Here is a 25,171-nt window from a genome sequence, read left to right as displayed (position 1 = left end):
TTGCAAGTATTCAAGTATGCTCTCAGAACATCCCCGACCGCAAAATCGTTACAATCTACTTCAGGTATTTTTTTCGATGCCGTCGGGCAACATCAAAACAACACAAATATGGCAAGGTGTAAGAAACGTCAGGTAAAGCAGCAACGCTGGAGTCTCGGGTTAATGGTTCTTCTGGGTGCTGGCTTGTGGACTGGGACGAGTGCCTCGGTCAATTGGGCGCAAAACCAACCCCCCCAAGCTCTCGAATTGCAAGTTGGAATCGTCCAGCGATTTGGAGACGAACCGACAGACGAACTCACCCTGGAAGCACCGGAGGGCGATCGCCTCACGCTGACGTTTTTAGGGGGAGACGGTACACCTCAAACCCTGCAAACCGATAAACTTAAAATCCAAATCGCCTCACTCCCCAAAACCGAACCCACCCTCGAAGAACGCATCGTCCTCAGTAACCATCGCAGCTTCGAGAGTGCCGAAGAAACCGCTGCAGTTTGGAAAGCCCGAGGAATCGAAGTCGAAATCGCCCAACCCTTTCGCTGGCAAGTGTGGGCGAAGCGTGACGTATACAGTACTCCCTTTCTACGGCGATGGCTGATGCAAAGCCTGAAAAACCAGGGATACGATACCATTCACTTCGACAGCAGCCTCCCCCGGAAAAAACCCCAAGCCTATTGGGTGCTCGATGGCTATCGATACAATCGCGATCGCTTTGAAATTTCCTCCGGGACTGGGGTTGTTCGAGTTAAAGAAGGCAAAGAGGAAGATGAACCCTTTCATACCTTCGCCGGCAGCTTCTACGTCCAGCCCAACGCCCACGGCGACTATACCCTGGTCAATCGAGTGGCCTTAGAAACCTATCTGCGCGGTGTCGTCCCCTATGAAATTGGCGCCTATGCCCCAGACGCTGCCCTGCAAGCCCAAGCTATCGTCGCCCGCACCTACGCATTGCGAAACCTGCGCCGTTTTGCCGCCGATAACTATCAGCTCTGTGCCACCGTCGATTGTCAGGTGTACAAGGGGTTAGAAGGAACCGACGCGATCGTCGATCGAGCGATCGCCGCGACCGCCGGTCTCGTCCTCACCTACAATAACGAACTGGCCGATACCCTATATTCCGCATCTACTGGTGGTGTAACGGCTCCCTTCGATGACGTATGGAACGGTCCGTCGCGTCCCTATCTTACCGCTGTCGTGGATTCCGTCAGTGGCGTTTGGGACTTGGCGAATAATACCCTTGCCGACGAGGCAAATTTTCGACAATTTATGAGTTTGAAAGAAGGGTTTAACGAAGAAGAGGTCGATACGTTTCGCTGGCAGGAAGGGGAAAGCCTGAAGGATATCGCTGGATTTTTGAAGTATTACCTCCAGAAAAACAACAAACCGGCGAACTTCAATACTGTCAGTGAGGTGAAAGTCGTCGACCGTTCCCATGCCGGACGAGTCTTGAAGATGGTCGTCCAAACCGATACCGGACCGGTGGAAGTTCCCAATGACGAAATCCGCAATGCCTTCTATCCACCCATTAGCACCTTCTTCTATTTAGAACCGATCTACGAGGAGGATCCCGAAGAAGACGAGGCCGAACTCGAAACAGAGGAAAACGAGGCGCAACAATCGGAAAAACCAAAAACCCTTTGGGGATACAACTTTGTCGGCGGTGGCTTCGGACATGGGGTAGGTATGAGTCAGTCCGGTGCGTCGGAACTGGCTGCATCGGGATGGTCGAGCGATCGGATCCTGGAATTTTACTATCCCGGTACCCTGCTCGAACCGATTAACGATTCGATCGTCTTTTGGCAAGAACCACCTTCAGGACAATTGACAATTGACAATTGATAATTCGTTTAAAAGTGTTTCGGGTTCGGAAACCGCTCGAACGAGATCGCCCCAGTCAAGCTGTAGTTGGTACGATCGCTGACCGTAAGGGTCAATCACCGTTGACCCTGACCACGCGATAGCGAGACTAAACTCAGCAGACCAACTATCGATCGGTAAATGACTCGGTTACTCAATGTTAACCCTTGAGACTGAAAACCTCTATGCCGATTCGGGCTTCGGTAAGGAAGAGGGATGGAGTAAAATCTCGGCAGTCGATCGCTTCTCGACCATCTCCTGCGTAATCGCACAGCGGGTAACGTCTTTGCGAGAAGGCAACTCGTACATCACTTCGAGCATCAACTCTTCAACAATACTGCGCAGTGCCCGGGCCCCAGTTTTACGGCGGTAGGCTTCCTGGGCGATCGCTCGCAGGGCTTCCGGCTTGAATTCCAACTGCACGTTATCCATGTTCAGCAGCTTCTGATACTGCTTGACCAGAGCGTTGCGCGGTTGGGTCAAAATCGCCATCAGGGCATCTTCATCGAGGGGGTTAAGCACCGCTTCGATGGGCAAGCGTCCGATGAATTCGGGAATCATGCCAAATTTGACCAAATCGTCCGGTTCGAGGTGTTTGAGAACGTCTGAGGTCCGCTTTTCCTTCGGCTGAGCTTCTCCGGGTTTGATGAAGCCCATGGATTTCTTACCGATGCGCTGTTCGACAATTTTTTCGAGCCCCACAAACGCTCCCCCGCAGATGAATAAAATATTGCGGGTATCGATTTGGATGCAGTCTTGGTAAGGGTGCTTGCGTCCGCCTTGGGGAGGAACGTTCGCCACCGTCCCTTCGAGCATCTTCAGCAGAGCTTGCTGTACCCCTTCTCCGGAAACATCGCGAGTAATGGAGGGATTTTCGCTCTTGCGGGCGACTTTATCGAGTTCGTCGATATAAATGATGCCTCGTTGGGCCTCTTCCACATCTAAATCGGCGACCTGAAGCAATCGCAGGAGAATATTTTCTACATCTTCCCCTACATATCCCGCTTCGGTGAGCGTGGTTGCATCGGCAACGGCAAAGGGAACGTCGAGGAAGCTGGCTAGGGTTTGGGCGAGCAAAGTTTTGCCGCAACCCGTCGGTCCGATGAGGAGAATATTGGACTTTTGGAGTTCGACGGCGTCATCCGCACTGACTTTGCCCCGCATCTTGGACTGGGCAAAACTCAAGCGCTTGTAGTGATTGTATACGGCAACGGAGAGCACTTTTTTAGCGTCTTGTTGACCGATGACGTGTTCGTCGAGGTACTTCTTAATATCTTTGGGTTTGGGGATTTGATTTAAAGAAAGATTCGCCGATCTCGAGCGTCGCTTTTCTGGAGGTTCCGCATGAGGGGCCGATTGAGGAGGAGAAGGACTCGTGTCGAACAGCTCTTCATCTAATATTTCGTTACACAAATCGACACATTCGTCGCAGATGTAGACTCCCGGACCGGCAATCAACTTACGAACCTGTTCTTGAGATTTTCCACAAAAAGAACACTTGAGATGGGAGTCGTATTTATTAGACATAAGCTGTCTGATAGATTTACGCTGAGCAACCTTAAAACTCGAACCGGCACAACATACAATGCGAGGATAGTTAGGACGGAGCGATCGTTGTTTTGCTCGGACATCGTTGGGATACTTGGGACCCAGGGGAAGAAGACTTAATATTCTAAACTGAACTTCGATCGAACTTTATCTTGCCTTAAAAGTTCGATCGATTTTTGAGTCTAGGTCTCCCTTAGAGCGAAATATCCGCGATCGATGCATATCATTCTAGCATTTTTATCCCCATCCGTTGGGAAACTCCATCGAGGACGAGATCGATTTAGGCCGTCGCCGCTGCTTCCTCACGAAGGGCATCGGGATGGGAAATCACGCGATCGACGATTCCGTATTCTCGAGCTTCCTCGGCATCGAGATAAAAATCCCGTTCCGTATCTTCGGCAACGCGATCGATCGGTTGACCGGTATGCTGGGCGAGCAATTGATTGATGGTTTCCTTGTGATGGAGGATTTCCTTAGCGCGAATCTCGATATCCACGGCTTGTCCTTGAGCACCGCCGAGAGGTTGCTGGAGGATGATGCGCGAGTTCGGCAAAGCCAGCCGCTTCCCTGGAGTCCCAGCAGCGAGCAACAACGCACTAATACCGTAGGCCGCACCATAACAGATGGTCACCACATCCGGGCGAATTTGTTGGATGGTATCGTAAATCGCCATTCCGGCCGTCTCGAACGCCCGACCCATACCGGGAGAGTTGATATAGAGTTGAATATCCTTTTCGGGGTTTTCCGCTTCGAGAATGAGCATCTGAGCGGAGATGGAGTTTGCCACATCATCGTCAATGGGCGTTCCCAGGAAGATAATTTGTTCGCGCAGCAAGCGCGAGTACAAATCGAAAGCCCGCTCTCCCATGCCGGATTGTTCTACCACCATGGGAATCAAACCGCTGGGGCTGCGATCGCTCCCAAAGGGAGCCATACTGGTGAGGTCGTAGTTTGGGGATTGGGAGCTTAGCATAGACTCGATATCGGGATTTTAGAAGATCGGATGGAAAACACCGGCAGAATCATTTCATTCGTGGGTAAATTGGAAAATTTTCTCACGAAGCGCACTCGTTCCTTAACATTTTCCAAATAATTGCAAAGGAACGTTACTTATTCATTATGCCGCAGGGGATCGATCGCGGGAAGGGCGGTTACCCTCCATCGTTAGTTTATTCCTCTTCCGTAGCTGCAGATGCTGTCGGTTCCGCATCATCGGCCTCGGATTCAGACGCTTCCTCATCTGCAGATTCAGAGGAGAGTGTACCTTCGGGAACGTATTCGATCTTCGCCCGTTCTTTGAGCCACTCAATGGCGTTGTCCTTGCTTAACTCTTCCGTCACAAATCCTGTGAGCCGCTCCATATCCACATCTTGCCCGAGTTGTTCGAGCAGTTCCCCATTCCGTTTTTGAATGGCTTCATCATCGGGTTCGAGGTTGTTGGCGCGGGCAATTTCCTTGAGAACCAAGGTTTGGGAGAGGCGATTGGTGGCTTCCGGGCGAGATTTCGATCGCAGTTGGGGCAGCGTATCTTGGTTGTACATTTGCCGAACGTCGATTCCGTACTGTTCGAGCTGCATGGCTTGCTGGGTGAGAATCGTATCGACCTCTTTGTCGATCATCGTTTTCGGCAAGTCAATGCTGATATTCTCGATGAGTGCTGTGACGATCGCATTTTTGGTGTTTTGCGCGGTTCGATCTTCTGCCTCGGTTTTGAAGCGAGTTTCGAGGGATTCGCGAAATTCGGCGAGGGTTTCAAAGTCGCTTGCTTCTTTGGCAAAATCGTCGTCGAGTTCGGGCAGTTCTTTTTCCTTGAGCTCTTTGAGGGTTACCTTAAAAATGGCATCTTTCCCGGCGAGTTCTTCATTGCCGTACTCTTCGGGGAACGTCACTTGAATGTCCTTGGTTTCTTCGAGAGCCATCCCCTCGATTTGCTCGACAAACCCCGGAATTAACTTCCCTTCGACGAGTTCCACTTCAAAATCCTCGGCCGTTCCCCCGTCAAAGGGTTCGGTTTCTTCGCCTTCCGTTTCTGGCGCCAGACGACCTTCAAAATCGACGATCGCCACATCCCCTTTCTGTGCGGGGCGATCTTCAATGGGAATTAAGGTCGCCTGTTCGGCGCGACGTTCCTCGATATATTTATCGACTTTTTCGGGATCGTATTGAATTTCTTCAACGCGCACTTCCAACCCCTGATACTGCCCTTCTTCGAGGGTGACTTCCGGGGGAACGTCTACTTTTGCCGAAAATGTCAGGGGTTCTCCTGGGGTGTACTGACCCACCAGGACCTCGAAATCGCTATCGAGTTCGTAGTTTCCCAGGGCTTCGATCTTCTCACCATCGATTGCCTTTTTGAGAGCTTCTTGAATCAGTTCTTCGAGGGCTGCAGCTTTGATGCGTTGGCTGCCCAAGCGTTGAATGAGAACCTTCGAGGTCACTTTCCCCTTGCGAAACCCAGGGATATTCACCGAGCGCTTAAAATTTTGTATGGTGCGCTCGTAGGTTTTCGCAGATAAATCTGAAGGGATTTCAATTTCTAAGCCGATCTGGCTAGCGGGAAGTTTTTCCTGGGTGACTTTCATGGGTTGAGGTTGGTGTCCGATAGAAGCTGACCTAATGGCGATAGCGGGTATCGATTCGGTCAACTAAAGGGCTAGCCTACCTATAATAGCGGAAAATTTTCACCCCACGATCGTCGGTTTTTCTGGTGCCGATTGCCCCTCGGGATGCTCTCCTTAAACCGCAAGACTTCACAGCTCAAGTCCATCGATCGAAATTTTTTCAATTTCGGCTCTTAGGGTTGACCGAGTACCCGAAATCGACCCACCTGTGATATCTTGAGAAAGATGAAGATCGATAAAATCCAGAAACATTGCTCTTAAAATACAGATCGAAGAAGCGTAACGACACCTCAGACTAAGATTCGAGATAGACTATAAAATAAAATCTAAATCACTAAAGTATCGATCTAAATTCTGAGTCAAAAAAACCTAGTTATATAGAATTAGATCGTCTATTTTAAAAATATATAAAATTCTCTAAAAAAAGATTTAAGCTCGGCATTGGCGAGTTCCATTAAGTCGAATTTATCTCAAGCCAGTCCCAAAAATCATTACAACAAGCTTGTATCCATAAACTAGAAAATCTGCTATGTGGAGGGAATGAATTTGCCTCAAACCTATCGAATTGCGATCCTCGGTGCCACGGGTGCCGTAGGGACAGAGATTCTCAAAATTCTCGAAAACCGCAACTTTCCCATTGCCAGTCTCAAGCTGCTTGCATCGGAGCGCTCTGCCGGTCAAAATCTGTCTTTTGCTGGGGAAGAGCTGACCGTAGAAGCGGTCAGTGCCGAAGCGTTTAAAGATGTGGATATCGTCCTAGCCTCTGCGGGAGGCAGCATTTCCAAAACTTGGGTCAAATCCATTATCGAAGCGGGTGCGGTCATCATCGATAACTCCAGCGCCTTCCGCATGGACCCCGAGGTTCCCCTCGTCGTTCCGGAAGTCAATCCAGAAGTGGCGGGCGCTCATCGCGGTATTATCGCCAATCCCAATTGCACCACAATTCTGATGACACTGGCCGTGTGGCCCCTGCATCAAGTCCAGCCGGTGCGGCGAATCGTGGCAAGTACCTATCAATCGGCCAGCGGGGCCGGCGCGCGGGCGATGGAAGAACTCAAAAATCAAGCCCGGGCGATTTTAGATGGAGAAGAACCCGTCGCTGAGATTCTCCCTTACCCCATTGCCTTCAACTTGTTTCCCCATAACTCTCCCCTCGACGAACGCGGCTACTGCGAGGAAGAGATGAAAATGGTCAACGAAACCCGGAAAATTTTTGGGGTTGACGATCTCAAAGTGACGGCAACTTGCGTGCGAGTTCCGGTGTTGCGCGCCCATTCCGAGGCGATTAATTTAGAGTTCGACAGCCCCTTTGCGCTTAAGAAAGCACGGGAGATTCTCGCCTCGGCACCCGGGGTGAAATTCGTGGAAAATTGGCAAACTAACTATTTCCCGATGCCGATGGATGCCACGGGACGAGATGAAGTACTCGTCGGTCGCATCCGTCAGGATTTATCCAATCCTCTGGCGTTGGATTTATGGCTGTGCGGCGATCAAATTCGTAAAGGGGCGGCCCTCAACGCCGTCCAAATTGCCGAACTGTTAGTAAGTCGCAACTTAGTAAAACCGACAGCCCTCGAAGTTTAGCGAGCGTCCCCGAGGGCGAATTGAGCCATGGAAAAGATTGACGGAGTGCAGATGTAGTGGATTTCGGACGAGTTCTGACGGCAATGGTCTCGCCGTTCGATGTAGAGGGGAATTTAGATTGTGCGGTTGCCGAAAAGTTAGCCGCCCATTTAGCAGACAACGGTACGGATACCCTCGTGGTTTGCGGAACCACTGGCGAATCTCCCACTCTAAGTCCAACTGAAAAGTTGGAGTTAATTCGCGTGGTGCGCGCGGCAGTCGCCGGCAAAGCCAAAGTGATGGTGGGGACGGGTTCTAATGCCACCGATCGTGCCATTGAAGACACCCGAGCAGCGGCTAAGCTGGGTATAGATGGATCGTTACAGGTGGTCCCGTACTACAACAAACCGCCCCAGCAGGGTCTCTACAACCATTTCAAAGCGATCGCCACGGCTTGTCGGGATCTGCCTTTGATGTTGTATAACATTCCCGGTCGCACGGGCATTAACCTCGCCCCGACGACCGTTGCCGAGTTGGCGCAGGTGCCCAATATCGTTGCCATCAAAGAAGCCAGTGGCGATTTAGAGCAGGCGGCACTAATTCGCCGTCTGGTTCCCCCCGACTTTACCTTGTATTCCGGGGAAGACTCCCTAACCCTTCCCCTGCTGTCCGTGGGATGTCATGGGGTGGTCAGCGTTGCCAGTCATTTGGTGGGTCAACCGTTACAGGAGATGGTACGCGCCTTTGTCTCGGGTCAAACGCAACGGGCGACCGAGATTCACTTGCGTTTGTTTCCTTTATTTAAAGCCCTCTTTGCGACCACCAATCCCATTCCCCTCAAGTGTGCCCTCCAATATTTAGGCTGGGATGTGGGTAGCTGTCGTCCTCCCTTGAGCGAAGCCACTGATGACGTGCGCCAAACTCTCAAAGATGTTTTGAATCAGTTAGAACTTTTACCTTAAATCGCGCTTCTCTTGTCAATTTTTTCAATTGTTGAATCGATGCGGCGTTTTCTCGTCTTCTGAGATCCCGAAGGTGAGAAAAACTCCGCCGTCATTTTCACCTCCAAATTCCTCAATTGGAGGGTCTTAAGATTTTTTCCTTCGTTCACACTAGCTCCAACAACAGGATAAACATGAGTAAAAGCAAAACCCAACCCACGCTGAAAATTATTCCCTTGGGGGGATTGCACGAAATTGGCAAAAATACCTGTATTTTTGAATTCGGCGATGAAATTCTGCTGTTGGATGCCGGAATTGCCTTTCCCACGGAAGCGATGCACGGGGTGAATATCGTTTTACCCGATATGACCTATTTGCGAGAAAATCGCCATAAAATCAAAGGCGCGATCGCCACTCACGGTCACGAAGACCACATTGGCGGCATTGCCTATCACCTCAAACAATTCGATATTCCCGTGATTTACGGCCCCCGCTTGGCCTTGGCCCTGCTGGCAGGCAAACTCGAAGAAGCCGGAGTGGCCGATAGAACCAAACTGAAAACAGTGATGCCCCGAGAAGTGGTTCGCATCGGAAAATCCTTCTCGATCGAATTTATTCGCAACACCCATTCGATCGCCGATAGCTTTACCTTAGCGGTGACCACCCCCATCGGCACGGTAATTTTCACCGGAGATTTCAAAGTCGATCATACTCCCGTGGATGGGGAGAAGTTCGATCTCTACAAATTGGCCGAATACGGCGAAAAAGGAGTTCTGTGCCTGCTGAGCGACTCCACCAACGCCGAAGTTCCCGGATTTACCCCCTCCGAACGATCGGTCTATCCCAATCTCGATCGCGTCATCGGACAAACCCCCGGCCGCCTGATGGTGACGACGTTTGCCTCCTCCGTCCATCGGGTGAACATGATTTTAGAACTCGCCGCCAAACACGATCGCAACGTCTGTGTGGTCGGTCGCTCGATGCTCAACGTCATCGCCCACGCCCGCAACCTCGGCTATATCAAGTGTCGCGACGATTTATTCAAACCCATTCACGAAGCCTCCAAGCTTCCCGACGAAAAGGTACTCATTCTGTGTACCGGTTCTCAAGGGGAATCCTTGGCTGCGATGAGCCGAATCTCCCGAGGCGATCACCGACAAATTAAAATCAAACCCGGAGATACCATCGTCTTCTCCGCCAACCCCATCCCCGGCAATACCATCGCCGTCGTGAATGTCATCGACGAACTGATGAAACTCGGGGCCAATGTCGTCTACGGCCGCCGTCAGGGATTGCACGTTTCCGGTCACGGGTGCCAAGAAGACCACAAGTTGATGCTTGCCCTGACCCGACCCAAGTTCTTCATGCCCGTTCATGGAGAGCATCGGATGTTGGTGCAGCACTGCAAAACCGCCCAGAGTATGGGGATTCCTGCCAGTAATATGGTGGTGGTCGATAACGGAGATGTGGTCGAACTCACCCAAGATAGCATCCGGATTGCCGATCGCGTGGCCTCCGGTTTGGAATTAGTGGATTCCTCCCGCACGGGCATGGTTCGCGATCGAGTTTTGAAAGAACGCCAGCAACTCGCAGAAGATGGGGTCGTAACCGTCGCCACGGCAATCGATTGGGAGGGCAAGCTCACCTCCCATCCCGAGGTTCACATCCGAGGGGTCGTCGCCACCATGGAACCCGCTCGGTTGAAAAACAAAATTATCGAAGACATCGACAAGGTGTTAAGCTCCCGGTGGAAAGAATTTGTTTCTACAGGCAAAGACGGGATCGAAGTCGATTGGGTGGGAGTCAAAACCCAGTTAGAGCGACAGATTCAGCGCACTCTGCGACGGGAACTGCAAAGCAATCCCATGCTCGTGTGCCTTCTGCAAACTCCCAAAGAACAGTCTCCCGCCCCTGAACAAGAACCCCAAGCCCCAGTCACCGGTCGTCGTCGGCGGCGTTCGACGGCGAGGGTCGCATCCTAATCTCTTCCGGAGGTGAGGCGCGAGGGATTGAGTTCGGGCTTCACCTCCTATATTCCTGTCGAATCGAGTGGGGTTCAAGAGTGACACCCAATGCGATCGATATGAATGTTCTCGAACTCTTGTGGGGATCGCGAGCGGGGAATAGAAAAAGCCCGCGTCTCATAGATATACGGCGCGCGTTGCGCTATATAATTCACCGTGAGGCGAGCATCGGGGGTGCGGAAAGCGGTCGGACCCCGCGTCGGCGCGCCTACGCAAGGGAACGCCGACCGGGAGAGAATTCGAGACCCGATCGGTGAAATGGCTCTCAAAGAGAACGAATCATCCGAACTCGATATTGCCTAAACATTTAGATCCGCTGTCCGAATATCTGAGATTTTCAACTCAGACTCACAGCAATAAATACTGTTAAATATTTAGAACTGGAGAACAATCTGATATGAGCCGCGCTGTCATTAAATTTTCTTCCGAAGATTGTGGAATCTGCCACAAAATGTCCTTTTTCGATGAAAAAGTGACGCGAGAGTTAAACCTAGATTTCGTGGATGTCAAATTACAAGACACCGAAACCTACCGTAAGTACCGCAAAATTCTCTTGGCTCAATATCCCAATAAAGAAGGTATGGGATGGCCGACGTATCTAATTTGTGAGTCTCCCGAGGGGGATTTTCAGATTTTAGGGGAAGTCAAAGGCGGTCATCCGAAAGGAGAATTTCGCACTCGCTTGCAGAGTGTTTTAGATGGAGCAAGTGCGTAACCGAATCTCAGATCCTGTTCGGTGAAATACTGATCGTTCCGGCTCAAGCGAGCATTGGGAGCATCGGGGGCTTCGGAGGTGTAGGGAGCAGTCGGACCCTGTTAAGCGTCATACCGTTTCTCCATGAAGCTGCGCTAAATTTATTCTTGCTCAGTAAGCTTTTGAGCGCATTTTTTTGAGGCAGCTTCACATAGAATTGGTATAAGACGCAAGGGAACGCCGACCGGGAGAATTCGAGAAACGATTCAGCAATTGCGCTTAATTGTTACGAATTATCCGAACTCGATCTAATATCACATGAGTTGGGCTTCAGATCGCCGTTCAGGGTCATGCCACGAGAGAACAAGCTTTTCGGGCAACGAAAGCATGAGGATTTTAGCTCATCCCGAACTGACGTTAACATAACGGCGAGGCTTCATCTTCGAGTTCCTGCTTTTTCTGTTTCAGCGCCCGTACCACCTTCTGATATTCTGCTTCCACGTGAGCAATAACCACGGTTGCATCGACAAAACGATCGATTTTCCCCAACAACTCCGAAGGTTCGATCGGGCTCGCACCCTCCCCTCCTTCGATCGCCGTCCCTAGCTCCATTTTCCCCAACTGTTCGAGCTGGGCGCTTAACTTCGATAATGGAAACGCACCGATCGCCGCACTGGTAGATTTGAGAGAGTGAGCGGCATCCTTGAGATCGACTGCATCCCCATTATCCAGAGCCGTGCCAATGCGATCGAGTAATTTCGGCGATTCCATCAAATACAGATCGATTAACTCCTCAAGGGCGTCAATCTCCTGTAAATCATGCAAGGTTTTGGCACTTAAAGTTTCTCCCTTGCTCTGCCAGTCAGTTCGGGGTGCCGGTGGCGGTTCTCGGTAGAACGCCTCCATCGCTCCTTCCAGATTGCCCCACTCGTCCACCGGACGGCATCGAATGAGCGCTTTAACCAACTCTTCCACGCGAATGGGCTTACTAATATAGTCGTCCATGCCCGCTTTCAGACAAACTTCCCGGTCTCCGGCCATGGCATTTGCCGTCAGGGCAATCAGGCGAGGGCGACCCTCTCGAGACCACAGGGCACAAATCTGGCGCGCCGCCTCCAAACCGTCCATCACCGGCATCTGCACGTCGAGCAACACCACATCGTAGGGCAGTCGTTGGAGGGCATCGAGAACTTCCACACCATTACCCACCACATCGACGCGATAGCCCATCCTAGCAAGGGTTTGAGTCGCCACTTTTTGATTGACCACATTATCTTCCGCCAGCAAAATTCGTAAGGGCAGTCGGCGGGCCAGATGAGGATCGAGTTTCGATGCAGACTTGCTAATCTGTTTGACGGAAATGGGTTGACCGCTGCACACTCCCACCAAAATATTGTAGATTTGGGACTGTTTGATCGGCTTGTTGGCAAAAGCGGCAAATTCGACTTCTCCGCGTTTGAGTTCGCTCAGGGACGTACCCAAAGAGGTTAACATCACCAATGGAAGGCTTTCTCCCCCAGGGTGCTGGCGAATCTTAGTTGCCAGAGTCAAACCATCCATATTTGGCATTTGCATATCGAGAATTGCCAAGTCAAAGCGCTCTCCACTCTCGAGTCGTTCTAAAGCCTCTGGACCCGATGCCACGGCGACCGTCAGCATGCCCCAGGTCTGAGTCTGGAGGGTCAAGATTTTGCGATTGGTGGGGTTATCGTCCACCACCAACAGCCGTTTGTTTTGTAACTCCGCGCGATCGTGGGGTTTGCTTTGGGGCAGTTCCGGAGCCTGCTGCACCACCGCGGTAAAGTAGAACGTCGAGCCAGAGCGAGGGGTCACCTGCCCGTTTGCCTGCGCGCCATTCCCCTCGACTGCCGGAATCTCGAACCAGTCCGGTGGATTCCCAGCAACGGACCCGCCGCTTTCAACCCACATTTGCCCCCCCATCATTTCCGACAATCGCTTGCTAATGGCCAATCCCAAACCCGTTCCCCCGTACTGACGAGTCGTGGAAGAGTCCACTTGACTGAAGGAGCGAAACAAGCGATCCATGCGATCGGGTTGAATGCCAATGCCGGTATCGCGCACGGCAAATTGCAGCTCGTACCAGGATTCGGTTTGCGATGCGATCGCCCCATCAAGCTCCAAGGTTTCAGAATTCAGTTCCGGGTTCGCCACCAGATACGGATGCGATTTCACAGAAACCACTACTTCCCCAGCCTCAGTAAACTTCACCGCATTAGCGACCAAGTTGACGAGAATTTGTCGCAAGCGGGTAATATCGCCTCGAATCGCCGGGGGAGTATCCGCCTCGAGTAAATACCCTAACTCCACCCCTTTTTCCGTCGCTTTAGAGGCGAGTAAATCCAGGGATTCTTCCACGCAACCCACCAAATCGAAAGGCTGGTTTTCGAGTTCGAGTTTCCCCGACTCAATTTTAGAGAAGTCGAGGATGTCATTAATAATCGTCAGCAGCGCCTCGCCGCTATTACGAATCGTTTGGACGAAATCCTGTTGCTCGTGGGTGAGGGAGGTATCGAGGAGCAATCCCGTCATCCCGATGACGGCATTCATCGGCGTACGGATTTCGTGGCTCATATTCGCCAGGAAGTCACTTTTGGCCTGTGTGGCGGCGATCGCTTCATCCCGAGCTTGTGCCACAGCCCGAGCCGCTTGTTGGCGCTCGATTTCCCCCCCGATCCACTGAGCCATCAACTTTAAAATTTCTCGATCGACGGCTTTAAAGGGTTCGCTCAGGGCACGGGTACTCGAAAAACTAAGGGTTCCATAGACGTGACCGCCGACAATCACGGGGGTTCCGATATAAGCTTGGATTTTGAACGGACCGTACTGAGGCGGTTCGGCACAACCGCAGACGAGGAGAAACTCAAAGTAAAGGGGTTCTTTGGCTTCGATGGTGCGGTAGCAGTAGGTTTTCTCCAACTCCAAGACATCCCCTCGAGCAATTCCATTACTGGGGGATTGAACTTCGATCGCCTCAAAGCGATTGCCCTCGATCCGAGAGAGAATACCAATTTCAAGTCCGAACCGCAGCCGTCCCAAGGCCAGTAATCCTTGCAGGCGCTCTTCAAAATTGAGCTGGCGCGATGAGGTGACCTTATACATCGAGCGAATAGAGGCTTCACTTTGGCGCAAGTCTTTTTCGGCAAGTTTGCGCTCGGTGATATCTCGCGACACCGATACCACTTCGATCGCCCGATCGGTTTTGGGATCGCGGATGGCATGGCTGGTGGTTTCAAACCAAACGTACACTCCCGATTTATTGCGAATGCGATAGCTCACCGTCAGGGTTGATGAGGGTTGGATGTAGCTCGCGCGCTTCGGTTTGAGGGTATTGAAGTCTTGGGGATGAAACAGCTCGTAGATATTTTTACCCACGAGTTCTTCGCTGGTGTATCCGAGCAGGGCTTCGCAAGCCGGAGAAACGTATAAGAGAACCCCATCGAGGGTGGCTCGGGCGATTAAATCCGTCGAGTTCTCAGCCATGAGTTGATAGCGAGCCTCCAGTTCCTGCCACTCCCGCTCTCGGCGATTGAGGGTCGCTTGGAGGAGGCGAACCGTTTGGCGCAAATTCGACAGTTCGTTGTCCGCGACCTCAGGCTCGTCTTCAATGTCAGTTTTGACGACTTCAGGTGTCACCCCATTTGCCAAAGCTTTGAGGGGTTTGTCCTCGGTAAGTCGCGCCAGCCATCGATCGGTTAGCCACACAACGATCCCCACGAACGCAAAACCGATCGCCAGTGGAGATAAATCCGAATACAAGAGCGCGCGTCCGTCAAATCGATCGGTACTGGGGATCCAGAGAATCGATGAGGTTGCCCACAGTAGTGCGTTAAGGGCGATCGAAATGACTCCCACCATCAACAGTATTTTTGTGCGTAATGTCATGAGGTTGCCCCTCAACCTGAAAATGCATGAAATTTCGAGTTGTCTTCAGTCAATAGACATCTGGTAGAAATGAGAAATCCGATCGATTTCTATTCCCTTTTCCCTTAACCCCGAGCATTTTTCCTCTAGATGTCTAATTGAGTTCCGCGCGATCGATGGTTTTTTAGAAGTGACTTAAAAGCAAACTCTAATTCGTTGCGCCCAGACAGACGACCCGATCGCCGAGAAGAAAGAATAACCTTGGCGAAACTCCAATAAACAGGGCACGCTCCCCCATCTGATATCCCAAACGCTTTTTCGCTTTTTATCCAATGCCGTGCAACCTACCTGCAAGATAACATAAAGGATCGAACCAAACCCGAAGGCGAATGACTCCCAACGACGATCTCAAGCACCAACAACGCTGGCGGTTAATTTTAGGCGACAGTGAAACCGATGAAATCGATCGAGATCGGCAGGGTTTCGATGTCGATGAGGAGGGAGATCGAGAAGCGAATGTTGAGCTAGACGATACCGATCGAATCCTCGCTCGAGCGATGAACGCACTGTATGGGGAACAACGTGACGGAAACCTGGCCAATTCCATTCCCAACATCGCCCGTTGGTTAGGGGACATACGCACCTATTTTCCCACTTCCATTGCCCGCATCCTCCAGCAAGACGCAATCGATCGATTGGAGTTACACCACCTACTGCTAGAACCCGAAATGCTGTCGGCAGTAGAGCCAGATGTTCGTTGGATTGCCGATTTGCTGCGCGCGAATCAAATGATGCCCCATACCACTAAGGATACCGCACGTCAGGTCGTTGGGGAGGTCGTCGCCGCCTTGGCACGTCAATTAACCCACCCCACCACGGCAGCCATTCGCACCGCCCGAAGTCGATCGCGCCACAATCGTCACCCCCGCCATCGGGAAATCGACTGGCCGCGCACGATTCGAGCTAATCTCAAACACTATCAACCGGATTATCGCACCATTATTCCCGCCACTCGCATTGGTTACGCGCCCTCTCAATCCTCGTTGCCCGAAATCGTCATTTGTCTCGATCTCAGTGGCTCGATGGCGACGTCAGTGGTGTATGGCAGTATTTTTGCAGCGGTACTGGCTTCGATCGAATCTCTGAAAACATACCTGGTGGGATTCGATACTTCGGTGGTGGATTTCACCGATCGATTGCAAGATCCCATCGACGTTCTGTTTGGGATGCAATTGGGGGGAGGCACGGATATCGATCGAGCACTGGCTTATTGTCAGGGACTCATTCGCACTCCCCAGGACACCATTCTGGTTTTAATTAGCGACTTGTACGAGGGGGGCAATCCAGATTCGATGCGACGGCGAGTGGTTCAACTCATAGAAATGGGGGTGAAACTGGTCGTGCTGCTAGCCCTTAACGACGAAGGCGCGCCGGATTTCGATCGCCACAACGCGGAGCAACTCTCCGATTTAGGAATTCCCGTTTTTGCATGTACCCCCGATCGATTTCCCGATTTGATGGCGGCGGCTCTTCAGGGGAAAGATTTAGCTCGATGGTGCGCCGATCTCGATTGATAGGATTCGACTTCGATCGCAAAAGAGGGAATGGGGGCGATCGTGCATGGTTTCGCCATGAGAATCGATCGCATCTTTTACGATCGCCATCGTCATCGTGCATATTCAATCTAAGGTCAGAGCTAAGTATAAATAGAGGATTCTCGGGGGAAGATTAAGGGAGCGATCGCTCTTGAATCTTTCCACTTATACTAGAGGCCCAAAAAAACGATTTCTAACCCCGAATCCGGGGTGCCATACCAAAGTCTAAGATGATGAAACGCCGCCACTTTCTTCAATTTGCCGGTTCTACTCTCGCGACTCTGGGGTTGAGCCAACTCGATATCGCCAGACACGGCGATCGCTACGGCAAAGTTCTCGCCCAAAGTACGCCGCGCAAACTTGCCCTTTTGGTAGGAATTAACGATTATCCCCATGGGGTTGGCTGGAACCCGCTCCGAGGCTGCTACACCGACGTACTGATGCAGAAAAACCTGTTAAAGTACGGCTTTGGCTTTCAAGAAGAGGATATTCTGGTACTCACCGACACAGATAATCCGACCAACGTCACCCGCGATCGAATCCTCACCGCCTTTGAGGAGCATCTAATCGCCCAAGCCAAACCCGGCGATGTCGCGGTCTTCCACTATTCCGGCCACGGCTCTCAAGTCTACGATCCCGACGCTCCCGACAGACTGAACGGCACGTTCGTTCCCATCGACAGTCCGATTCCATCGGAGGATGGCGGCACGGTCAACGATATCATGGGGCAAACTCTCTTTTTACTGATGAAGGCTGTCGATACCGAAAATTTAACGGTGGTTCTCGATAGCTGTCATTCTGGGGGGGGGACGCGGGGAAATATGACGGTGCGATCGCGATCGGGTGGCGGAGAATTTTTACCCAGCGACGAAGAACGAGCCTTTCAGGAAAAATGGATGTCCAAGCTAGACCTCTCGGAGGATGAATTAAAAGACCTTCGCGGTAATAACATTGCCAAAGGCGTGGCAATTGCATCGGCACAACGCCATCAACTCGCTGCCGACGTTCCCTTTAATGACTTCCACGCGGGAGCGTTTACCTATTTGATGACCCGCTATCTCTGGCAGCAAACCAATCCCGATGCAGTTTATCGAGTCTTAGAAAACATTCGTCGCAGTACCTACACCCTGGCCCTAGAGTCCGGTACCCATCAAGACCCCCTGCTAGAAACCAACCCCGACGAGAATCGCTTCCGACCGCTCTATTTTATCGATGCACCTCGTCCGGCGGCTGAAGCCGTGGTGACACGAGTGTCGGGGAACGATCGGGTCGATTTTTGGCTCGGTGGGGTCGATCGATATAGTTGGGAAGGCTTTAAAGAGGGTACGGTTTTGTCGAGCGTCCGTTGTGGCGGACAAGACCCGAGTGGGGAAGATTCGCGAATGCTGATTCAGCTCGAAAATCGCGAGGGGTTAGTCGGTTGGGGTCGCATCATCCAGCGTAACCGCTGCAATTCCATCCAACCGGGAATGTTCTTTCAAGAAGAAATCCGCAGCCTTCCCGAGCTCAATTTGAAGGTGGGTATCGACGATCGCTCCTTGGATACCGAATCGGTCTCAACCGCTCGCCAAGCCTTAAACGCCCAATCTCGCATTCAAGGGACTTCTTTAGGAACGGAGGAGGTGCACTATATCTTCGCTCGGATGACCTCCGAATACCGACAACAGTTAGAGACTTCAGAGAATTTACCCCCGGTCGGTAGTTTGGGCTTATTGACTCCCGCACTCAACGCGGTGGTTCCCGACTCGTTTGGGGTTCCCGGCGAATCCGCATCCGCTGCGGTAGAGCGGCTCGAAGCCAAGTTGCAATCTCTATTCGCGGTCTATCTAGTCAAACGGGTACTCAGCAGCAATACCTCTCGTTTGGATGTGGAAGTGGTCATGCAACTCAAAGGAGGCCAAGTTCAAGCCCCAGCTGTCAATACTCGAGGTCGGCGCGATCGCTCTCCAGAGGCAGCAGGTGCGTACCAAATCCCCGAAATTACTCAATACCGACCGGGAGACACGATCGAATTTGTCTTTAAAAATAACGAGAATAGCGATCTCTACGTTTGCGTTCTGTTAATTAGTCCCGATGGTTCCCTCACCGCAATTTTTCCCTCGGAGTATCAAGATCCCGTAGAGGCTTCTCGGATACAAAGTGGTAAAACCCGCATCATTCCCGAGCTAGAACTCGATCGATTTGAGTTCCAAATTGGCGATACATCCGGGTTTGCGGAAGTTCTGATTGTGGCGAGTAAATCCCCCCTGCGTAATGCACTCGGAACCCTTCAGGCGACCGTCGGTCGAGGTCATCGAGGACCCGCCATGGCTTCTGAGGAGATTGCAGATGCGTTACTTTCTGATTTCGATCGAGAAACTCGTGGGACTCGCGGACCGGCGATCGTGACCGTTCATGCAGACGATCGCGGCATCGATATGACTCGGATGGCGGCTCTATCGGTTTCCTTTGAAATCGTCCGGGGTTGAAATTATCGCAACCGCTATCGTAATTAGGATACTTGTGAAGGTGAGTAGGGGGGGAAACGGGGGCAGGGGAGGCAGGGAGGGAAAGACCACTGGTTATAGCAGTTCGCGCCCTTTTCATTACATATTTTCAGTCATGGGGAATGGGGAATGGGGAATGGAAAAAACCGATTTTTTCAAGAGTTTAAATAAACCAGCACGAACTGCTATAGTCACACAATTATCCGGCCGAGTCCTAACATTAGGCGCAGTTGCTATCAATTGAGTTCGATCGCCAGACTGTCCAGAATTTGCTCGACCAGTTCTTCTGGGGGGTGGGAAATATCGAGCCAGAGTGCATTTTCCGGTTCTTCTAGAGTATCGAATTGGCTCTGTAAAAGCGCCTCTGTCATAAAATGATGTTGGCGATCGCGCAGTCGTTGGGATAACCTCTCGAAAGTGCCTTTGAGATAGATCCACTCGATACAATCGCCATCATTACCAACGAGGATTTGACGGTAACGGGATTTGAGAGCGGAACAGGCTAAAACGACCGATTGCTTGTTTGTTCGCCAATTTTCGATCGCCCCGTGCAAACGTTCCAACCAAGGTTGGCGATCGCGATCGTTGAGCGGAATTCCCCGGCTCATTTTTTCGATATTTACGGGGAGATGAAAATCATCGGCATCGAAAAATTCCCAATCCAAACGTTGAGCCAGGAGTTTTCCCACAGTCGATTTTCCTGACCCCGAAACACCCATCACGATCTCAATTTTCATCGATCGCAGTGCGCGCCCTTTTGGTGACATCTTGTCAGTCATGGTGAATAGAAACAAAGTGTTGCTTCGCTCGTTTAAATAAACAGCGGGCGTTTCGCGATTTCTAAAGTTTAATATCTTGAAATTATCAACTTTAACACGACACTAGGAAAAAGCACGATAATGGGATACAGACACTATGTAAATTATCTAAATCTAGAACAAAATTAAATTGAAGATTCGCGAAAAATAGCTTCCTTTTCTAAGATATCTAAAAGGAAATCAGTATATCTATAATGCTTTTCAAAAAAACGCGGCGCTTGATTTTCTCGATAAGAATAAACAAACGGATTTTCACCTTCACCTGCATCAAAAAATAAAAACTGATAATCTTGATGCATCAGGAAGATAAAAGCTTTTTGAGGAAGCGGCTTTTCAAATTCATCATCACTTAATATCTCTCTAGCTGTTTCTTGTATGGGTAATAGATGTTCGAAAAAAAAATCAGAACCGTCCATCAAACCACCGGTTTTATGTCCTCCCCAGAGCATAAACTCGCGATAAGACTTAGGCAACGAAAAACCAATATTAGATTCTAGATAGTCAATCTCATCAATCGTACAAGGTTTAACTTTTTTGCGAAATATATGACCGAGCTGAAGATGCTTTTTTTTGAATCGATCGAGATACATAAAAAATATATCAAAAAATAACCACTAGCAGTATCCCAATCCAATAGAATATGACCGATCGCCCTTCTATTAATTTGTAGAAAAACTGACTTATCTCTTAATTTTTAGTCAACACAAAAATACTCCCTCCACTCCCCCGTCCAATCCGTAAATCTTCATCTAGATAGGTCGTATCCAACCAGTTGAGTTGGTCATCATTCACGGGAATATCAATTGCCGGACCGATATTTTCTGCTTCCACTTTACTAGCAAATTCTTCTGGACTTTGGTAATCGATCGCCCGTTGGAGTGCCAAAATACGTCGATCGAACTTGACACTGACTCGCTCTTCCGAAAGGGGTAAAATTTTCGCCCGGACGCTGAGAACACCTTCTAAAAAAGGAACACCCGATACTTCAGCAACGTTATAAAGTCGACCGGTTTGAGTGCGAATACATTGATAAATTTGCCCCAAAGTCCAAAGGGGAAACTGCCCTAAATTGAGCAAATCTTGACTCGTCGTATAGAGCAATCGCCAGTTGCCGTCGAGCAAATCGTCTCGTTGCGTCGGATACTGGGTAGGGTTTTCTGCTTCTAAGGCAGCGATCGCTTCTTCAATTGCTGTGCGCTCGATTTCTCCACTAAGCAAACCTCGATTTTGACCGGCGATCGCCTCTAATAATTTTGCTTTTTCTTTCATCACCTTTTCTGGGAATTAGAAATAGAGTTTAGGTGTACCTTACAAAATGCGAGAATTGCTATGATATTACCGATCGCTGACTACTGATTACTGATTACTGATTACTGATTACTTCTCAATCTGAGACCCCTTGTTCTGCTCGCAAATGAATTTTCGTTGAACGGGTTACTTCCACCTGGCTGTTTGGATTCCCGGTGACCGCGACCTCAGCCGGTACAAAATCCCCCTGAATGGGAACGGTATACTCTGGGAAAGCACTGGCACTTAGGGCCACGTAATTATCCGCTACCACCAACCCCTGACTGGGATCGTACCCCCGCCAACCCGTACCGGGAAGGTAGACTTCGGTCCAGGCCGCCATCTCAGGGTTGTTTGTGTTGGAAGGGCTTTCGCGATAGCCGCTGACAAATCGTGCAGCTAACCCAATCGAACGACACACTTCCATAAACAAGACCGCTAAATCCCGACTCGAACCACGTTTGGCTTTCCAGGTAATTCCCGGAAACCAGGGGGTGTCGGGGTCTCGATCGATTTTTTGACAAATTTTGTAGATGTGCTGATTTAATTTGCCCAGAAAAGCCGTGGTTTTCCCTTCCACTTTCCGAGTTAAATCTTGAGCCAATTCGATCGCTACAGGATCGGGCACTGGGGTGTAGGATTTGAGATAGGGTTGTAACTGAGTGAGTAAAGAAGCGGGATAGTCGATGGGTAACCGATTTGCCCACGGTTCGATTTGGGAGTGAAATGGGTTAATTTGGTGAGTTTCGATTTGAACGGTTGTCGTAATTTCTAAGAGTTTCGTCGCCGAGTCAAACCACACTCTCTCGAGGGCATTGCCATCTAAATCCACAACATCGGCAATTCCTACCGGAGAGGGTTGTATGTTGAGGGCAAAATTGCATAATTGCTGCAACCCATCGCTGCGGGGTCGCAACCGCAAAATATGAGGGGCGAGAAAGACCGGTCGATCGTAGGCAAAAGAGGTCGTGTGGCTGATATGGTAATACACGTTCGGCGATCGAAGATAAACTAAGTTTTCGATAATATCGCTCTACCCTGAAGATTGCACCGACTTGACAAAGCCGAAAACCGATCGAAATTCCGGAGTACTCTTGCGGACGTTTCCGATCGAGCGGGCAATCTACTCACAATGTACCATCCCTACTCCTCAAACACTCACCGGGTGTTACCCAGTATCGTCTTCACCCATCTACGAACACTCACCGGTTTCGATCGAGTCACTCCCCCGATAAGTTGATTGAATTTTGCCTCGCAGCCTTTGTTGGCAAATTTAACTCAAGTCACGGGAAAAAACTCAAGCCAATGACTTGTCCTATCCATTCCCCATGACAAATCTTGAGTCTTTCCTCCTTTCACCCAGTTTGACTCTCCGTGTGACTCTAGGAAAATAACGATGAATTTTGAGCTTCTCACCTAGCCCAATTCCAGCAACGAGCGACACCACTTGGCATTAACATCGGACTTCTGGAAACTCTAAACAACCCGACTGTAGAAAAATGAAAAGAGTCACGGACCCAAGCTCGCTCGTTCGCGAACGAGCGAGTTCGACGGACAAAAACGAACGAACTACGCTCCACCAAAAGATGGCAGAGAAGCGTTGGCATTCGATGGCTTGAAGCTCGGTAAATCTAGCTGTCCGGAAGAACGGCGAGAGCGCATTGCCAAGCGATAGCTGACACTTTGTAGCTCGGCGTGAAGCTTGCGATTTTCTTTTTGCAGCATTTCCACCCGCTCTTTCACGGGAGCTAACCGCTCGGCAAATTTCTGACGGTAGATTTCCGGTAGCTCTTGAACCACCTGTTCTAACATCCGAGCGCGATCGGTTAATTCTCGAACCGCTTGCCGCTCTTCGAGCAGGTGAGAATCCCGTTCGCTAATTTGCGCTTGGTAGAACTCCACTTGCTGCTCTACCTCTTCAAGCTGTTGCCGCAGCAATTGCATTTGGGCGTGATGCTGCTCGGAAACCTCGGGGTTGGGCGTAAAATTCGCATTCCCTTTCACGAGGCGGAATAGTTCTTGAGATAACTGCTGTACCAGTCGATCACGCATTTGAACTTCTTCTTGTAAGCGCGATACTTCGGCTTGCAATTCTTGAGCGCTAAGTGATTCTGCTGAGTTCACCGAAATACGACCTCCTCGGAAGTTTCCAACTGTTGCTAATGTACCATCTGCAACGCACAATTGTACGAGTGCAGGTGTAAATAATGTTGTAATTCGATCGGAAACGTTCAGATGGCAAACCCAGGTTCGAGGGGTCGATTGATTGTATTTGAAGGGATAGAGGGCGCTGGCAAGACCACTCAGCTCGATCGAACCCATCGATGGCTCTCGAACCAAACATTTAACCTAACATTCGAGGATGGGACTTCCCCGGATGTCATCGTGACTCGGGAACCCGGAGGTACGCAACTGGGTACTCAGATTCGCCAGCTGTTGTTGGAGCAACCGGAAGGCGAAACCATCCCGGAGCGAGCGGAGTTATTATTGTACGCGGCCGATCGCGCCGGACACGTGAGTGGGTTTATCGAACCCCATTTAGCTCGTGGGGCGATCGTTCTGTGCGATCGCTATACCGAATCCACTGTGGCTTACCAAGGTTACGGTCGGGGTTTGGATCTCAACCTCATCGAACAACTCAACGAAATTGCCACGGGGGGTCGAAAGAGCGATCTGACCCTCTGGTTCGATCTCGATCCGATCGAAGGACTTCGCCGCGCCCGAGTGCGTGGCAAACTCGATCGCATGGAACGAGAAAACCTCGCCTTTCACCAACGGGTCAGACAAGGTTACGCCGATGCGGCAAAGGCCGAACCCGAGCGCGTCATTCGCCTGGATGCAACGGGTTCAGCAGATGAGGTTCAGGGGCAAATTCAGACAATTCTCCAGCAGAACATGCCGGATTTTCCCTGGGGGAGGGTTACACCAACGTAATATCCAAAGAGGGAATGAAGTAAATGGGGTCGGGGAGATTGCGGAACTCGGCTACCTCAACAAATGAATCGCTACCGTCGGGATCGAACAAGAGGGTTGCCGTGCCCGCAGCCGGGTTGTACTCAGCGAAGAATTGAGAGATTTGCGCGTCGCCGAACTCCGAGGCATCGATAATCACTTTATCGCCTTCGATGAAATCGAAATCGAGAATGGTATCGACCCCTTCCGAGGGAGAGTTAAAGATAAATTCATCGGCTCCAGCCCCACCGGTTAAAGTATCTTCCCCGGCTCCACCCGTTAGCGAGTCATTTCCTAAACCACCCCGAAGAACATCATCTCCCGAATCACCAAGCAAGCGATCGTCGCCGCGTCCGCCGAAGAGAGAGTCATCACCTTCACCGGCCCGTAATAAGTCGTTATCGGCACCGCCATATAGTCGATCGTCTCCCTCTCGACCTAGAATCGAATCGCGACCGCGACCGCCATACACGGTATCGTTACCTGGTCCGGCAACAACAACGTCGTCTCCCCCTCCGGCGCGAATTAAATCGTCACCAAATCCACCAAACAATCGATCGTTTCCTTGTCGACCTCGTAAAGTGTCATCTCCTGGTAAACCCCGTAAAGTATCGTCTCCAGCACCACCTGTTAAAAGATTGGCCCCATTATTTCCAATTTGTAACACGATCTTTTGCTCCTGTACTGAATGTCTTGCAAGAATGTGGTTCTATATAGGTTTCTGCTTCCGCGTCACTTTTTTTCGGAAATGGGCAAAATTTTTCCGATCGCACCGCAGATCGAAAGGGTCAACCCCACACCCCGCAACATATTCACCATTCCCAATCTCGAACTCTCAAGCCAATCGATCGCCCTTTCATGTAGAATTTGCATCAGAAGATCTCGGCACAAAACGCAGAGCGGCCGAGT

The 25,171-nt window shown here is 50.7% G+C and carries 20 protein-coding genes; 9 read left to right on the top strand and 11 right to left on the bottom strand.

What is annotated here, in order from left to right; genetic code table 11:
- The first annotated feature begins 108 nt into the window (after positions 1-108).
- A complete protein-coding gene (locus tag AC2215_RS25380; RefSeq protein ID WP_486812812.1) occupies positions 109-1,833 on the top strand; it encodes a SpoIID/LytB domain-containing protein in 1,725 nt (574 codons plus the stop codon).
- 201 nt (positions 1,834-2,034) lie between these two features.
- Here the strand turns inward: AC2215_RS25380 and clpX are convergent, their stop codons facing one another.
- From clpX to tig, 3 genes are all read right to left on the bottom strand, one after another.
- Positions 2,035-3,378 (bottom strand): ATP-dependent protease ATP-binding subunit ClpX, encoded by a 1,344-nt coding sequence (gene clpX, locus AC2215_RS25375; RefSeq protein WP_486812811.1) that lies wholly within the window; start codon positions 3,376-3,378, stop codon positions 2,035-2,037.
- 301 nt (positions 3,379-3,679) lie between these two features.
- On the bottom strand, positions 3,680-4,333 hold the full coding sequence (locus tag AC2215_RS25370) for an ATP-dependent Clp protease proteolytic subunit (RefSeq protein WP_486812834.1): 654 nt from the start codon (positions 4,331-4,333) through the stop codon (positions 3,680-3,682).
- A gap of 235 nt (positions 4,334-4,568) precedes the next feature.
- Positions 4,569-5,981 carry a trigger factor gene (tig, locus tag AC2215_RS25365; RefSeq protein ID WP_486812810.1) on the bottom strand — a complete coding sequence of 471 codons (1,413 nt, stop codon included), beginning with the start codon at positions 5,979-5,981 and terminating at the stop codon, positions 4,569-4,571.
- 579 nt (positions 5,982-6,560) lie between these two features.
- Here tig and AC2215_RS25360 point away from each other — a divergent pair.
- The 5 genes from AC2215_RS25360 (at position 6,561) to AC2215_RS25340 (ending at position 11,263) form a co-directional block, all read left to right on the top strand.
- Positions 6,561-7,604 (top strand): aspartate-semialdehyde dehydrogenase, encoded by a 1,044-nt coding sequence (locus AC2215_RS25360; RefSeq protein ID WP_486812809.1) that lies wholly within the window; start codon positions 6,561-6,563, stop codon positions 7,602-7,604.
- 56 nt (positions 7,605-7,660) lie between these two features.
- Positions 7,661-8,545, top strand: coding sequence for a 4-hydroxy-tetrahydrodipicolinate synthase (gene dapA, locus AC2215_RS25355; protein ID WP_486812808.1), 885 nt, complete (start codon positions 7,661-7,663; stop codon positions 8,543-8,545).
- Between the two features lie 173 nt (positions 8,546-8,718).
- Positions 8,719-10,506, top strand: a complete 1,788-nt coding sequence (locus AC2215_RS25350; RefSeq protein WP_486812807.1) for a ribonuclease J — start codon at positions 8,719-8,721, stop codon at positions 10,504-10,506.
- A 198-nt stretch (positions 10,507-10,704) separates the two neighbouring features.
- The gene (locus AC2215_RS25345) at positions 10,705-10,851 is read left to right on the top strand and encodes a hypothetical protein (protein WP_486812806.1); all 147 of its coding nucleotides are present in this window, start codon (positions 10,705-10,707) and stop codon (positions 10,849-10,851) included.
- Between the two features lie 148 nt (positions 10,852-10,999).
- Positions 11,000-11,263, top strand: a complete 264-nt coding sequence (locus AC2215_RS25340) for a hypothetical protein (protein ID WP_486812805.1) — start codon at positions 11,000-11,002, stop codon at positions 11,261-11,263.
- 396 nt (positions 11,264-11,659) lie between these two features.
- Here AC2215_RS25340 and AC2215_RS25335 read toward each other — a convergent pair whose 3' ends face one another.
- The gene (locus tag AC2215_RS25335; RefSeq protein WP_486812804.1) at positions 11,660-15,145 is read right to left on the bottom strand and encodes a response regulator; all 3,486 of its coding nucleotides are present in this window, start codon (positions 15,143-15,145) and stop codon (positions 11,660-11,662) included.
- A gap of 368 nt (positions 15,146-15,513) precedes the next feature.
- Between AC2215_RS25335 and AC2215_RS25330 the strand changes: the two genes are divergently transcribed.
- Both AC2215_RS25330 and AC2215_RS25325 read left to right on the top strand, forming a co-directional pair.
- Positions 15,514-16,698 (top strand): VWA domain-containing protein, encoded by a 1,185-nt coding sequence (locus AC2215_RS25330; RefSeq protein ID WP_486812803.1) that lies wholly within the window; start codon positions 15,514-15,516, stop codon positions 16,696-16,698.
- Positions 16,699-16,949: 251 nt separating this feature from the next.
- The gene (locus AC2215_RS25325) at positions 16,950-19,187 is read left to right on the top strand and encodes a caspase family protein (protein WP_486812802.1); all 2,238 of its coding nucleotides are present in this window, start codon (positions 16,950-16,952) and stop codon (positions 19,185-19,187) included.
- Between the two features lie 254 nt (positions 19,188-19,441).
- Here AC2215_RS25325 and AC2215_RS25320 read toward each other — a convergent pair whose 3' ends face one another.
- The 5 genes from AC2215_RS25320 to AC2215_RS25300 form a co-directional block, all read right to left on the bottom strand.
- Positions 19,442-19,972: a gluconokinase gene (locus AC2215_RS25320; RefSeq protein ID WP_486812801.1), complete on the bottom strand. Its 531-nt coding sequence runs from the start codon at positions 19,970-19,972 to the stop codon at positions 19,442-19,444.
- A gap of 176 nt (positions 19,973-20,148) precedes the next feature.
- A complete protein-coding gene (locus tag AC2215_RS25315; RefSeq protein WP_486812800.1) occupies positions 20,149-20,613 on the bottom strand; it encodes an SMI1/KNR4 family protein in 465 nt (154 codons plus the stop codon).
- Between the two features lie 97 nt (positions 20,614-20,710).
- On the bottom strand, positions 20,711-21,292 hold the full coding sequence (locus AC2215_RS25310) for a PAP/fibrillin family protein (protein WP_486812799.1): 582 nt from the start codon (positions 21,290-21,292) through the stop codon (positions 20,711-20,713).
- A gap of 115 nt (positions 21,293-21,407) precedes the next feature.
- On the bottom strand, positions 21,408-22,301 hold the full coding sequence (locus AC2215_RS25305) for a transglutaminase family protein (protein WP_486812798.1): 894 nt from the start codon (positions 22,299-22,301) through the stop codon (positions 21,408-21,410).
- Between the two features lie 578 nt (positions 22,302-22,879).
- Positions 22,880-23,434 carry an Npun_F5560 family protein gene (locus tag AC2215_RS25300; RefSeq protein ID WP_486812797.1) on the bottom strand — a complete coding sequence of 185 codons (555 nt, stop codon included), beginning with the start codon at positions 23,432-23,434 and terminating at the stop codon, positions 22,880-22,882.
- A gap of 111 nt (positions 23,435-23,545) precedes the next feature.
- Between AC2215_RS25300 and tmk the strand changes: the two genes are divergently transcribed.
- Entirely contained in the window at positions 23,546-24,244 is a 699-nt protein-coding gene (gene tmk, locus AC2215_RS25295) for a dTMP kinase (RefSeq protein WP_486812796.1), read from the top strand.
- Here the strand turns inward: tmk and AC2215_RS25290 are convergent.
- Positions 24,231-24,929: a calcium-binding protein gene (locus AC2215_RS25290; RefSeq protein WP_486812795.1), complete on the bottom strand. Its 699-nt coding sequence runs from the start codon at positions 24,927-24,929 to the stop codon at positions 24,231-24,233. The two genes, tmk and AC2215_RS25290, sit on opposite strands and share 14 nt — an antisense overlap.
- 65 nt (positions 24,930-24,994) lie before the next feature.
- Entirely contained in the window at positions 24,995-25,135 is a 141-nt protein-coding gene (locus tag AC2215_RS25285) for a hypothetical protein (protein WP_486812794.1), read from the bottom strand.
- Positions 25,136-25,171: the final 36 nt, after the last annotated feature.

The organism is Zarconia sp., assembly GCF_057467645.1.
This window is presented reverse-complemented; position numbering and strand designations above follow the sequence as displayed.

Coding starts and splice junctions, on each gene's coding strand:
- AC2215_RS25370 (WP_486812834.1), bottom strand. CDS start 4,333: ATGGCTCCCTTTGGGAGCGATCGCAGCCCCAGCGGTTTGATTCCCATG.
- AC2215_RS25340 (WP_486812805.1), top strand. CDS start 11,000: ATGTCCTTTTTCGATGAAAAAGTGACGCGAGAGTTAAACCTAGATTTC.
- AC2215_RS25285 (WP_486812794.1), bottom strand. CDS start 25,135: ATGCAAATTCTACATGAAAGGGCGATCGATTGGCTTGAGAGTTCGAGA.
- AC2215_RS25325 (WP_486812802.1), top strand. CDS start 16,950: ATGATGAAACGCCGCCACTTTCTTCAATTTGCCGGTTCTACTCTCGCG.
- tig (WP_486812810.1), bottom strand. CDS start 5,981: ATGAAAGTCACCCAGGAAAAACTTCCCGCTAGCCAGATCGGCTTAGAA.
- AC2215_RS25360 (WP_486812809.1), top strand. CDS start 6,561: ATGAATTTGCCTCAAACCTATCGAATTGCGATCCTCGGTGCCACGGGT.
- clpX (WP_486812811.1), bottom strand. CDS start 3,378: ATGTCTAATAAATACGACTCCCATCTCAAGTGTTCTTTTTGTGGAAAA.
- AC2215_RS25335 (WP_486812804.1), bottom strand. CDS start 15,145: ATGACATTACGCACAAAAATACTGTTGATGGTGGGAGTCATTTCGATC.
- AC2215_RS25380 (WP_486812812.1), top strand. CDS start 109: ATGGCAAGGTGTAAGAAACGTCAGGTAAAGCAGCAACGCTGGAGTCTC.
- AC2215_RS25310 (WP_486812799.1), bottom strand. CDS start 21,292: ATGAAAGAAAAAGCAAAATTATTAGAGGCGATCGCCGGTCAAAATCGA.
- AC2215_RS25330 (WP_486812803.1), top strand. CDS start 15,514: ATGACTCCCAACGACGATCTCAAGCACCAACAACGCTGGCGGTTAATT.
- tmk (WP_486812796.1), top strand. CDS start 23,546: ATGGCAAACCCAGGTTCGAGGGGTCGATTGATTGTATTTGAAGGGATA.
- AC2215_RS25315 (WP_486812800.1), bottom strand. CDS start 20,613: ATGTATCTCGATCGATTCAAAAAAAAGCATCTTCAGCTCGGTCATATA.
- AC2215_RS25350 (WP_486812807.1), top strand. CDS start 8,719: ATGAGTAAAAGCAAAACCCAACCCACGCTGAAAATTATTCCCTTGGGG.
- AC2215_RS25320 (WP_486812801.1), bottom strand. CDS start 19,972: ATGTCACCAAAAGGGCGCGCACTGCGATCGATGAAAATTGAGATCGTG.